Consider the following 11,937-nt stretch of genomic DNA (forward strand, 5'->3'; position numbering starts at 1 on the left):
GCTCCGCCCGATGGCGGCCGGTCAGTGCGAGGCGGCCTCTTCGGCCGCGGCCGCCTGGTCCTGGGCCAGCCGCCGCGCCTCGTGGTAGACCTCGGCCGCCCTGCTCTCGCCGAGGTGGAGCGAGGCGAGCACCGAGGGCTGCGCGACGCTGGGCAGGAGGTGGCGCAGCAGTGCGTTGACGCGCTGCCCGAGGTCCTGGTGGTCGGTGAGGACCTGGGACATGGACTGGATGCCGCCGTAGGCGCCCGTGATGACGTCGGCCGTCTCGGCCGGCACCACGTGGGGGAGCAGCTCGCCCTGGGCCTGGGCCTTCTCCAGCAGGTCGGTGAAGGTGACCACCCAGTTGCGGAACGGGCCGCTGCGGTCGAGGCCGACCGCGTTCTGGTCCAGGCTGAGCCGGACCCCGGCCCGGACCATCGGATTGGTCTTCAGGCGGTGCGTGTGCAGCATGACGACGTCCACCACCTCCTGGAGCTTGGCGGCGCGCTCGGGCAGCAGGAGGTCCTCGTTCTGCGCGGTGAGGACCCCCTGTGCCAGGTCTTCCTTCGACTGGAAGTGGAAGTACAGCGCTCCCTTCGTCACCCCGGCGACGGTGAGGATCTCCGAAATGGTGGCCGCCTGATAGCCCCGTTCGTCGAAGACCTTCGCCGCCGCGCTCAGGATCGCCTGTCGCGTGCGGATCGCTCGGACCTGTTCAGCCACGTTGGCTCCTTCCCTCGCTGCTGCTCGGAGCGTCGGAAGCCCTGATGCAAACCGTCCGTCCCGTTCGTATCTTACAGCGGGTGACGCCGACGCCAACGTGGCACCACCCGCCGGGCCGAAAATGGCCGGGGCGCGGGGACGTGCGGACGAGGGGTGGCCGGTGGCACCGGTGCGGTCGGAGCCCTGCCGGTCAGCAGTCGTAGGAAGGCGCCGTGACGGTGCCGCTGAAGACGATCTCCCCCTCCTGACGGCCGGTCACGCGGACGAGTTCCTCCGCGCCCGGCACGTCCTGGTACAGGCGCTCGGTCTCGATGACGCAGGGCAGGTCCAGCTCGGCGTACCGCTTGAACTCGCCCGCTATGCCGAGCGGCAGGAAGGAGGGGCGCCCCAGGGTGGCCGCGGCGGCCTGCCGGGCGGCCTCCATGAGGACCATGCCCGGCACGTGGTCGACCCAGTGGTCGAAGAGGACGGGGTGGCTGGTGTCGACCCGCAGCTGCCACCGGTTCTCCTCGCCCAGGGGGGAGAGGACCACGTCGGTCGGGGACAGCCGGGCCACGCTCTGCGGCGCGGCGGGAGCCGTGAGCGGCAGCGCCCGGTGGTCGGGCAGCAGCGTGTGGGCCGGGCGCAGCCGCTCGTAGACGGCCGGGCTGGTGCAGGTGACCGAGGCCCGGCCCGTGGCGACGACGTGTCCGTCGCGGCGGACGACCGCCTCGTAGCCGAACCCGGACAGCCGGCCCGCGCGCCGCTTGACGTCCACGCACGTGACGTCGAGGTCGAGGACGGCCGGCGCCTCGTCGACCCGCAGCAGCTCCGGGCGGACCAGGGCGACGCTGAGGTCCCACAGGACGAACTGGTGGCCGAAGGGGACGGCGAACTCCGCGTGCCCCAGGAGGTAGGCGATCTGACGAATCGTTTCGGCGCAGAGGAGCGGATCATAGTGGCCGCCGGCCACGGGCCCGAAGAAGGAGTGCGAGCGGGGCCATTGGGCGGTCACCGAGAAACGTGCGTCGTCGAGCCTCTGCCAGTCGACGAGAAGGACCTGGGCCGCGGAGGCGCGGTGCACCAGTTCCTTCGGAACGGTGGTGAGGGAGGGGAGGCGGGAATCGGCCCGCTCGCCTCTGGCCGCAGCCGGCTCCGCCCGGTCGTAGACCGCTGTGCGTCCAACGTGAAACGTGCTCGCGCTCATTGTTCCCCCTAGACAGCGCTGACCAGTAACAGGTGTGACTGCTCAGAAAAATATATACCAACCGGTTTTTTCTCCAGAGGTAGCCGGAACCCGGTCCGCGAATTATGCGGAACAGCCGATTCCGGCCATCTGGTCGGCACATGTTTGCCCTGTTCTCCGCCGGTTGACCGGCGGCGAATCTTCGCCACACGCAGAGAAGGATCTCAAGCGCGTCAAGAGCAATCCTTTAGCCAAGGGGCGGGTGAAGGGGGTCGGAACCGGGGGAGCGGAGGATCGTTGCCCGCTGCACACTTCCGTTTGCGTGGAGGGGGGCACGGCGCGCGGGGCGCCGGCTTTACGGTGGGTGGGGGCGGGCCGGCGGGCCGCCCGCGGGGCGCCGGATGCATACGAGACGCGCCGTTCCGCCTGGTTTGGCGCGGCCGATGGTGTCGCAGGGCGGCGCGGGGGTGTGGGGAGAGCGGTGCCCACCACACTCACGGAGGGTGTTCCCGGGGGCGGGTGCGGGGCGGACGAATGATTTGCCGGCGGGAAGTTTCCGGCCGATGGCGGCCTCCCGGGCTGCGGTGGTCCGCCATGTGGACAGCCGGGAACCGGCCATCGGGCGGCCCCGGACCGGTCCCGAAGCGCCGGTCCGGCGGGGCACGGGAAGGGCTTCGCGGCCGGCCTCGCGCGGCCCGGAACGGGTGCGCCGGGCGCCCCGGCGGGACGGGCCCCCGGGCCCCGCTTCGAGGGGCCCTCCAGCGGGGTTGTGGCCCCGCTCCGGCGTTTGCCCACCGAGGTTGCACGTCAGCAAACCGCGAAAGCGGTTTGTAGAGCCCCTCCAAATCCATACCTCGTGGGTGCGAAGGGGAGTGGGTGGGTCCGGCAGGAGGGGTGAGGGAGGGGTGAAGGAGGGAAATCAGCCAACCCTTCGGTCTGTTCCCGGCCGTTTCGCGCCACTCTGGCGGCTTCTTGGGAGGGTATCTGGCGGGGCCGAGGGGTGGCGGGGAGCTCCTGGAGCGACTCGCCGACCATTGAAACCGCAGGTCAAGTGGGGTTCTGGGAGGTGCGGAGGCGAGGCGACGGCGTGAAAAACGGTACAGCCGGTTTGGTATTGACAAACCGGCTCAGCTGTTTTTTCCTCATTCCAGCGAACTTCAAGGGTTCATCCAAGGACGAAGCAGGGGAGTACGGCGTGGACATCGATGTACTGGGCGCACTGACCGTGCGGGAGAACGGGGTCTCGATCACTCCCACCGCCGCCAAGCCCCGCCAGGTCCTGGCACTGCTCGCGCTCCACGCGGACCAGGTGGTGCCCGTGGCCGCCCTCATAGAGGAGCTGTGGGGCACCGAGCCGCCGCGCAGCGCCCGGACCACGCTCCAGACGTACGTGCTCCAGCTGCGCGGGCTCATCGCCACCGCCCTCGAAGGCACCGACGGGTCGCGCACCGCCAAGGACGTCCTCGTCACGCTGCCCGGCGGGTACATGCTCAACAGCGCCGGCGGCACCAGCGACGTCCGCGAATTCGACCGGCTGGCCGGCATGGGCTACCGGGCCATGGACGCCGGGGACTTCCCCAATGCCGCCCGGCTGCTGCGCGAGGCCCTCGCCCTGTGGTCGGGGCCGGCCTTCGCCGACGTCGAGGGCGGGGTGCAGCTGGACATGGAGACCCGGCGGCTGGAGGAGACCCGGCTGTGCGCGCTCGACCAGCGCATCGAGGCCGATCTGCGCCTGGGCCGCCACCGCGAGCTGCTCGCGGAACTGACCGTGCTGGCCAGCCGCTACCGCATCCACGAGAACCTGCACGGGCAGTTCATGCTCGCCCTGCACCGCTCGGGCCGGCGCGGCGAGGCGCTCAGCGTCTACCAGCGCCTGCGCTCCACCCTGGTGCGCGAGCTCGGCATCGAGCCGTCCGCCGCCCTGCGCAGCCTGCAGCGCTCGATCCTGATGAGCAGCCCCGAGCCCGCGGCGGAATCCCCGGAGACCGCGCGCAAGCGGCTCGCCCGGGTCGGCTGACCCCTCCCCGGAGGGCAGGGAAAGGCGGCCGATATGAGAGATCTTTGTCAGGTCTTTTACAGAGGCTGCCAAGAAACCTGAGAATTAATTTGCACAGCCGGGAATCGGAACAGATACGACGCGCCCGATCCAGGGGCTGAGCATGGGGTTTGACGTTCTGTCGGAATCTTGTGCTGAGAATCCGCCGCCTGTTCGCCCGTTTCGGAGGTCCGCTCGACGTCGGCTTGAGCGCCCGGTGATGTTGCCCTGGGCTGCCTTACCGTCATCGGGTCGAATACTGATAACCGAGAGTATCTCGACGAAATGTGGAGGGGAGACGGGGAGACCGTGGAGATTCAGGTTCTGGGTCCGTTGAGTGCCGAGGTCAACGGGTCATCGATCGTTCCTACGGCGGGCAAGCCGCGTCAGATCCTGGCGCTTCTCGCGCTCTACCCGGGCCGGGTGATGCCCGTACCGACCCTCATGGAGGAGATCTGGGGCACCAAGCTGCCCGAGAGCGCGCTCACCACCCTGCAGACGTACATCCTCCAGCTGCGCCGCAGGCTCGGCACGGCCATGGGGCCGGGCGCTCCGGGCACGGCCAAGGACGTGCTCGCGACGCGGCACGGGGGCTACCTGCTCCAGATCCCGCAGGAGTCCGTGGACGTCCACACCTACGAGGCCCTCGCGGCCGCCGGCCAGAACGCCTTCGACGAGGGCGACGACGAGCGCGCCGCGGACCTGCTGCGCAAGGCGCTCGACCTGTGGCAGGGACCGGCCCTGGTCGACGTGCGCGTCGGCCCGATCTTGGAGATCGAGGTGCTGCGGCTCGCCGAGAGCCGGCTCGTGACCACCGAGCGGCGCATCGACGTCGACCTCCGGCTGGGCCGGCACACCGAACTCCTCGCGGAGCTCACCGAGCTGATGGCCCGCAACCCGCAGCACGAGGGCCTGCACTCGCAGGCCATGGTGGCCCTCTACCGCTCGGGCCGGCAGGCGACCGCCCTGGACGTCTACCGCCGGCTGCGCGCCCGGCTGATCGGCGAACTGGGGGTGGAGCCCTCGCAGCAGCTCCAGCGCCTGCACCAGGCGATGCTGCGGGTGGACCCCGCGCTGGACGTGGTCGCGGGACCGCGGCGCAGCTCCACCTTCGATCTGTACGCCGCCTAGGTATATCAGGGGGCGGCGGGGCGGCCCGGCGGTGTGGTGGCGGGGCTCCAGCGCGGCTGGGGCCCGGCGTGAGCGGGTCTCCAGGACCGTCGGCGAGGCTCCTGGCGACCCGGTATGCGTCGCCACGCCGGCGGACCACGAGAGAGGCACACCATGCACCGGCTGGAACTCACCGACCTGAGCCGCATCCTGCGGATCTGGGGCGGCGAGGAGGAGTGCGTCGAGCTGACCGAGGCCGTCCAGGACCTGTACTGGGACGAGCTCGGCTACGACTCGCTCTCCGTCCTGCAGACCACCGGCACCATCGAGCGGAAGTTCGACGTCCTGCTCGACGGGGAGCTGCTCGAACGGGGCGACACCCCCCGGCGCTTCCTCGAACTGGTCAACCGCGTCCTGGGCAGCCGGGCCGCGGTCTGAAGCTCCAGCGGCGGTCCACTCGGACTCCGGCGGATCGCGACAGGATCTGTGCCAAGCGCTGAGAGAGGTGTCCGATGTCAGTCGAGCGAGTGCACCGGATGTCGTACGCGGTCGACGCGGCCGCGCCGGCCGGTGCCCTGTACACCCTGGTGGCCGACACGACGCCGTGGCCGCTGTTCCTGCCCGACACGGTCCACACGGAGCGGCTGGACTTCGACGGCACCGTCGAGCGGTACCTCCACTGGGCGGGGGCGGACGGCGAGCCGGGGCGGTCGCTGTGGCGGCGCACCCTGGACGCCGGACGGCGGCGGGTCGACTTCCGCGAGGAGCGCCCCGCCGGCGCCGTGACGGCGTCGGCCGGCAGCTGGCGCGTGGAGGACCTGGCCCCCGGCTGGTCCCGGCTGGTCCTGGAGCAGGACCTGACCGTCGCCGAAGGGCCCGGCGCCGAGCGGGCCCTCGCGGACGCCGGGGCGCGGGGGCGGGCGGCGGCCGACGGGCTGCGGGCCGTCGCCGAGCGCTGGCGGGAGCTCGACGGGCTGCTGCTGTCCTTCGAGGAGTCCGTACGGATCCAGGGGCCGGCCGAGCCCGTCCAGGCGTTCCTGTACGACATCGGCTCCTGGCCCGGCCGGGTCGCGCACGTCGCCGGTGCGGAGGTGGTCGAGGAGCCGCCCGGGGTGCAGCGCGTCCGGCTGGCCCACCTGGCCGATGACGGCTCCCCGTACCCGACGGAGGAGGTGCGGGTGTGCTTCCCCGCGGCCGGGCGCATCGTCTTCAAGCGGGTCCGGCCGCACCCCCTGCTCGCGGCGCACGCCGGGGAGTGGTCCGTGGAGCCCGACCCGGCCGGGGTGAGCGTGGTGTGCCGACACGACGTACTGCTGGACGAGCGCGGCGCGGAGCGGGTGCTGGGGCCCGGCGCGGACACCGCGCGGGTGCGCCGGTACGTGCGCGAGCTGCTCGGGCGGGAGAGCCGCGGCGTGCTGGGGCCGGCGCAGGCGTACGCGGGGGAGCCGGTCAGGGCCCTGCGGTCGGTGTGAAACGGGCGGGGGCCGGGGTGCCGGTTCCCCTGCCGGGGTTCGGGAGCGGGTCCGTGGCCCGTCGCCGCTGCGCGCGGCGGCGGGCCACGGGCGCGTCAGCCGCCGCGCCCGGCCGTGTCCAGCCGGCGCAGGGTGTCGGGTGCGGCCAGACAGGGCATGACCACCCGCCAGAACCCGGCCAGCGTACGGGGAGCGAGCCACTGGGGGTCGTCACGGCCGAGGGCCTCGAAGCCGAGGGTGGCCGCCACCACCGTCGTGGCCACGTTGCGGTGGTTGAGGCCGGGCAGCAGGGCGTCCTCCTCCGCCGCCTCGACGAGCAGCCGGTGCACGAACTCGTGCCACTCCCCGGGCAGGGTGAAGGACGACGGACAGGCCGGCTCCCGGTTGAGCTGGAAGGCGGCCCGGGCCACGACATCGGACAGGAGCAGCCGGGCGAGTGCCTGGGAGCTGTCGGCCAGGGCCTGGAGGGCCGACGTCCGCCGCGCGTACACCTCCCCGGCGACCGCGCGCAGGGCCCGGGCCCCGGCGGCTTCCACGGCCTGCGCGACGGCCGCCTTGTTCTCGAAGTGGAAGTGGAGCGCGCCCGGGCTCACTCCGGCGCCGACGCTGATCATGTTCAGCGTCGCCTCTGCGTACCCGCGCCGCCCGAACACCGTGGCCGCTGATTCGAGCAGCGCTTGACGGGTTCGGACGGCGCGTTCTTGTTTCATCACGCATAGCTCCTGTATCAGTTTCCTTCTATTATTAAACCGCCCCGTTGGTATGGGAAGAGCGTGGCTATGCCCCTCGATGGCCTGATCAACGGCGATTCACGCCCCGCTGTGGCCTGATTTGATCTACTTATCGTGAACCTTGCCGCGATTTGGGGGCTTTGACAAACCGACGAAGCGGTTTGTATCTTCGTTGACGTTGGCTCAACCGAGCTTGAGGGAGGGGGGCAGATGAACCAGCGGACCTTCGCTGTACTGGAACCTCACAGCACCGCCGCGGGGGCGAACGGTGCGTTCCTGCCGGCCGAGGGACTGAGGGTGCCACCGCACGCGCCGGCCCAGTCGGCCCTGTGGCGGATCCTCATCGTGGAGAGCAGCACCGCGGAGGCCGAGACCCTGGCACGCGGCCTGCGCCGGCACGGCCACGAGGTCGACATCGTCGGCACCGGGAGCGAGGCGCTGCGCGGCTACGCCGAGGCCGACCTCGTCCTCCTCGACCTCGAACTCCCCGACCTGGACGGGCTGGAGGTCTGCCGGGGCATCCGCGCGGCCCACGAGATCCCCGTCATCGCGGTCACCGCCCGGGGCAGCGAGCTCGACCGGGTCCTGGGCCTCCAGGCCGGCGCGGACGACTACCTGGTCAAGCCGTACGGGTTCCGCGAGCTGATGGCGCGGATGGAGGCGGTGATGCGCCGGGCGAGACCCACCCGGCCGGCCGCGGCCACCATCACCTGCGGACCGCTGCGCATCGACGCGGGCACGCGGGAGGTCACCCTGCACGGGGAACCCGTCGAGACCACCCGCAAGGAGTTCGACATGCTCTACCTCCTCGCCTCGCACCCCGACACGGTCATCCCGCGCAAGATGCTGATGCAGCAGGTCTGGGGCGACTCCTGGTCCCGCCGGACCGTCGACACACACGTGAGCACGCTGCGCAACAAGATCGGCGCGAACTGGATCATAACGATCCGCGGCGTCGGCTTCCGGTTCGGCCAGGGCTGAACCCGTCCACACCGCTGAGCCGAGGGGGAAGACCATGGCAGTGACGGCGCCGTGCCAGGGGGAGGGCTGCCGCCGACGGGCGGCCGACGGACGCTCGCGCCGGCGTACCGCCGAGGGCGGCCGGCTGTGCCGGCCCTGCCGGGAGCACCTCGACGCCGGCCTGGCCGAACTCGCGCACCTCTACGAGGAATGCGGCAGGATGCTCGCCGGCGCCGCCCCCGGCAGTCTGCGCGAGCGGACGACCGGCGGAGACCTGCCCGGCCTGCCCTTCAACGGCGCCGCGGCCGACGTACGGACCCGGATGGTCTCCGTCCTGGGCTCCTGGAGCGGACTGGTCGCCCAGGAACGCGGCTTCGCCTCCCCGCCGCGCACCGTCGCCGCCCTCAGCGCCTTCCTGCGGCGCAACGGGGACTGGCTCGCCGCCCACCCCGCTGCCGCCGAGGCCACTGAGGAGATCGCCCGCCTGGTGCGGGCCGGACGCCGCGCCGCCTTCCCCGACCCCACCCGCAGCATCCGCCTCGGCGCCTGCCCCGAACCCGGCTGCTCCGGCTCCCTCACCGTCGCCGTGCGCGGCGCCGTCCCGGACCCGGACCGCGACGCCGGCCGGGCCGTGGTGTGCGACGCCGACCCGGCCCACCGCTGGACCAGCGACCAGTGGAGCGGGCTCAGCCGCTCCATGGAGGCCGACGAGCGGGCCGCGGCCACCGAACGCTGGCTCACCGCCGCCGACATCGCCCGCCTGTGGCACACCCCGACCGGCACCGTCTACCGGCTGGCCAGCGAAGAGAAGTGGCGCCGGCGCAACCGGGCGGGCCGTACGTACTACAACGAGACCGACGTCCGGTCCTGCTTCGACCGGCGGGCGGCGGCGCGCACCTGAAACGATCTCCTCCCGCACGACCTTCCGCAGCGGTCGGCACTCGATCCGGTAGGAGCCGGATCGAGGCGTCTGACCGCTCTTTGACATTCCCTTGGCCGGTTCGCGAGGCAGCGGACCGGCCCTTGTGGAACCTGACCGAGTCCTGAATCCAGCGCCATTGAACGGCCGCTCGCGTCCGAAGAACCTTGTAGTCAAGATCCGGTGCACTGTCTCCGGAGGCGAATTCAAGGAGACGTGATGGACGCCCCTGTGATCGTCGTCGGTGCGGGTCCCGCGGGCTTGATGCTCGCCGGCGAACTGAGGCTGGCGGGAGTCCCCGTGGTCGTCCTGGAACGCCTGGAACGGCGTACGGGCGAATCCCGCGGCCTCGGCTTCACCACGCGCACGCTGGAGACCTTCGACCAGCGCGGCATCCTCGCCCGCTTCGGCGACATCGAGCGCAGCACGCTCGGCCACTTCGGCGGACTGCCCCTCGACTTCGGCGTGCTCGACGGCGCCTGCCAGGCGGCGAAGACCGTCCCGCAGTCGGTCACCGAGACGCACCTGGAGGAGTGGGCCACCGCCCTGGGCGCCGAGATCCGGCGCGGCCACGAGGTCCTCTCCGTCCACGACGACGGCACGGGAGTCGACGTCGAGGTCCGCGGCCCGGGCGGCACCGACACCCTGCGCAGCTCCTGGCTGGTGGGCTGCGACGGCGGGCGCAGCACCGTGCGCAAGGCCGCCGGCTTCGACTTTCCCGGCACCGCGGCCACCATGGAGATGTTCCTCGCCGACATCAGGGGCATCGAGCTCAAGCCCCGGATGATCGGCGAAACCCTCCCCGGCGGCATGGTCATGGTGGGCCCGCTGCCCGGCGGCACCACGCGCATCGTGGTCTGCGAACGCGGCACGCCGCCCAAGCGGCGCGAGGGCGCGCCCTCCTTCGACGAGGTCGCCGCCGCCTGGCAGCGGCTCACCGGCGAGGACATCTCGGCCGCCGAACCGGTGTGGGTCAGCGCCTTCGGCGACGCCGCCCGGCAGGTCACCGAGTACCGGCGCGGCCGCGTCCTGCTCGCCGGCGACGCCGCCCACATCCACCTGCCCGCGGGCGGGCAGGGCATGAACACCGGCATCCAGGACGCCTTCAACCTCGGCTGGAAACTCGCCTCCGTGGTGCGGGAGCGGGCCCCGCTGGCCCTGCTCGACACCTACCACACCGAACGGCACGCGGTCGGCCGGCGGCTGCTGATGAACACCCGCGCCCAGGGACTGCTGTTCCTGAGCGGCGCCGAGGTGCAGCCGCTGCGCGACTCGCTGCGCGAGCTCATGGCGTACGAGGACGTGGCCCGCCACCTCGCCGCCATGGTCACCGGCCTGGAGATCTCCTACGAGGTCGGCAGGGGCTCCCACCCGCTGCTCGGCCGCCGCATGCCCCACCTGGAGCTGACCGGCGCCGACGGCCCCACCTCCAGCACCGCACTGCTGCGCCCCGCCCGCGGGGTGCTCCTCGACCTGGCGGACAACCCCCGGCTGCGCCGGCGCGCCGCCGCCTGGGCGGAACGGGTCGACACCGTCACCGCCCGGCCGCTCGGGGCCGCCGACGACACGCTGCACGACACCACCGCCCTGCTGATCCGGCCCGACGGGTACGTGGCATGGGCCGCGCCCGGCAGCCACCACGACCTGCCGATGGCGCTGGAGCGCTGGTTCGGGGCCCCCTGACGACCGGGGCCCGCGCGACCGGCACCCCCGAGGCCGACGCACCCGACGGCCCGACGAGCACGTCAACCGGAGGAACCACACATGGCAACGCCGCAAGCAACGATCGAGCGCGCCCCCGTGGGGGCCCGCGCCGGACAGGCCGCCCCGGCCCGCCCGGCCGGCCCCGACGGGGAGCGCCGCGACATCGTCCGGGCGGCCCGGACCGTCCTCGCCCGCGAGGGCTGGAGGCACTGCACCGCCGAGGCCACCGCCGCCGAGGCCGGGGTCGAACCGGCCGCGGTCGCGCGGCACTTCCCCGACCACGAACGGCTGCTGCTGGACGTGCTGCTGGACAGCTCCGCCTCCGTCGCCGCCTCCCTCGCGGCCGTCGCCGAGAGCTACCTCGCGGAGGTCCACGACCTGCGCGAGGACCTGATCGCGCTGGGCCGGGCCTGGCTGGCGCCTCTGGAGGCCTTCCGCGAGCACTTCGCGATCGTCCGGCACATCAGCGCCGAGGTCACCCACCTGCCCGCCGACGCGGTCGACAAGTGGCAGGCCACCGGCCCCCGCCAGGCCCGCCGCGAACTGGCCCGCCGCCTCCAGCAGGTCGCCGGCCGGGGCCTGCTCGACATCGCCGACGCCGACCAGGCGGCGGAGCGCTTCATCCTGCTCGTCCCCTCGTCCGTCGTCCAGCGCTCCTTCCACGGCGCGCTGCCGCTCGGACGCGTGGAGGAGGACGCGCTCATCGCGGACGGGGTCGACGACTTCATCCGCCTGTACGGCCCGGCCTCCCGCTGACACCGCTGACCCCGCCGATCCCCGGAGAGAGTAGAGACAATGCACAGCAACCTGATCGTGGCGCGGATGGACGTCCGTTCGAGCGCCGAGGTGGCCAAGATCTTCGCCGAGTTCGACCGTACGGACATGCCGCAGCGCATGGGCACGCTGCGCCGGCGGCTGTTCTCCTACAACGGGCTCTACTTCCACCTCCAGGACTTCGCCGAGGACGACGGCGGCGAGCGCATCGAGCAGTCCCGCAACGACCCGCGGTTCATGAAGATCAGCTACGACCTCCAGCCCTTCATCCAGCCGTACGACCCCGAGACCTGGCGCTCCCCGGCCGACGCGATGGCCACCCGCTTCTACGACTGGGCGGCGACGGAGTGATGTCCGCGACGGCA

General features: G+C 72.2%; 12 protein-coding genes. 9 read left to right on the top strand and 3 right to left on the bottom strand.

Going from position 1 to position 11,937, the window contains the following annotated elements; all coding sequences use genetic code 11:
- Window positions 1-21 precede the first annotated feature (21 nt).
- Entirely contained in the window at window positions 22-702 is a 681-nt protein-coding gene (locus ACZ5NJ_RS35835; protein ID WP_468770685.1) for a ScbR family autoregulator-binding transcription factor, read from the bottom strand.
- 190 nt (window positions 703-892) lie between these two features.
- A complete protein-coding gene (locus ACZ5NJ_RS35840; protein WP_468770687.1) occupies window positions 893-1,888 on the bottom strand; it encodes a ScbA/BarX family gamma-butyrolactone biosynthesis protein in 996 nt (331 codons plus the stop codon).
- Between the two features lie 1,174 nt (window positions 1,889-3,062).
- On the opposite strand from ACZ5NJ_RS35840, the gene ACZ5NJ_RS35845 reads away from it, so the two are divergent.
- The 4 genes from ACZ5NJ_RS35845 to ACZ5NJ_RS35860 all read left to right on the top strand — a co-directional run bounded on the left by ACZ5NJ_RS35845 (window position 3,063) and on the right by ACZ5NJ_RS35860 (window position 6,484).
- A complete protein-coding gene (locus tag ACZ5NJ_RS35845) occupies window positions 3,063-3,884 on the top strand; it encodes an AfsR/SARP family transcriptional regulator (RefSeq protein ID WP_468770689.1) in 822 nt (273 codons plus the stop codon).
- A gap of 327 nt (window positions 3,885-4,211) precedes the next feature.
- Window positions 4,212-5,033, top strand: coding sequence for an AfsR/SARP family transcriptional regulator (locus ACZ5NJ_RS35850; protein WP_468770690.1), 822 nt, complete (start codon window positions 4,212-4,214; stop codon window positions 5,031-5,033).
- 153 nt (window positions 5,034-5,186) lie between these two features.
- Window positions 5,187-5,450 (top strand): phosphopantetheine-binding protein, encoded by a 264-nt coding sequence (locus tag ACZ5NJ_RS35855; protein ID WP_468770692.1) that lies wholly within the window; start codon window positions 5,187-5,189, stop codon window positions 5,448-5,450.
- Window positions 5,451-5,524: 74 nt separating this feature from the next.
- On the top strand, window positions 5,525-6,484 hold the full coding sequence (locus tag ACZ5NJ_RS35860; RefSeq protein ID WP_468770694.1) for an SRPBCC family protein: 960 nt from the start codon (window positions 5,525-5,527) through the stop codon (window positions 6,482-6,484).
- Between the two features lie 95 nt (window positions 6,485-6,579).
- On the opposite strand, the gene ACZ5NJ_RS35865 is transcribed toward ACZ5NJ_RS35860, so the two are convergent.
- The gene (locus ACZ5NJ_RS35865; RefSeq protein ID WP_468770696.1) at window positions 6,580-7,194 is read right to left on the bottom strand and encodes a ScbR family autoregulator-binding transcription factor; all 615 of its coding nucleotides are present in this window, start codon (window positions 7,192-7,194) and stop codon (window positions 6,580-6,582) included.
- 231 nt (window positions 7,195-7,425) lie between these two features.
- On the opposite strand from ACZ5NJ_RS35865, the gene ACZ5NJ_RS35870 reads away from it, so the two are divergent.
- From ACZ5NJ_RS35870 to ACZ5NJ_RS35890, 5 genes are all read left to right on the top strand, one after another.
- Window positions 7,426-8,196 (top strand): response regulator transcription factor, encoded by a 771-nt coding sequence (locus tag ACZ5NJ_RS35870; RefSeq protein ID WP_468770697.1) that lies wholly within the window; start codon window positions 7,426-7,428, stop codon window positions 8,194-8,196.
- A 34-nt stretch (window positions 8,197-8,230) separates the two neighbouring features.
- Entirely contained in the window at window positions 8,231-9,076 is an 846-nt protein-coding gene (locus ACZ5NJ_RS35875) for a hypothetical protein (protein ID WP_468770699.1), read from the top strand.
- Window positions 9,077-9,313: 237 nt separating this feature from the next.
- Window positions 9,314-10,777, top strand: coding sequence for an FAD-dependent monooxygenase (locus tag ACZ5NJ_RS35880; RefSeq protein ID WP_468770701.1), 1,464 nt, complete (start codon window positions 9,314-9,316; stop codon window positions 10,775-10,777).
- 81 nt (window positions 10,778-10,858) lie between these two features.
- Entirely contained in the window at window positions 10,859-11,554 is a 696-nt protein-coding gene (locus tag ACZ5NJ_RS35885; RefSeq protein ID WP_468770703.1) for a TetR/AcrR family transcriptional regulator C-terminal domain-containing protein, read from the top strand.
- A 39-nt stretch (window positions 11,555-11,593) separates the two neighbouring features.
- The gene (locus tag ACZ5NJ_RS35890) at window positions 11,594-11,923 is read left to right on the top strand and encodes a TcmI family type II polyketide cyclase (RefSeq protein WP_351889049.1); all 330 of its coding nucleotides are present in this window, start codon (window positions 11,594-11,596) and stop codon (window positions 11,921-11,923) included.
- The last annotated feature ends 14 nt before the right edge of the window (window positions 11,924-11,937 follow it).

It is taken from the genome of Streptomyces sp. NPDC032091 (assembly GCF_055580265.1).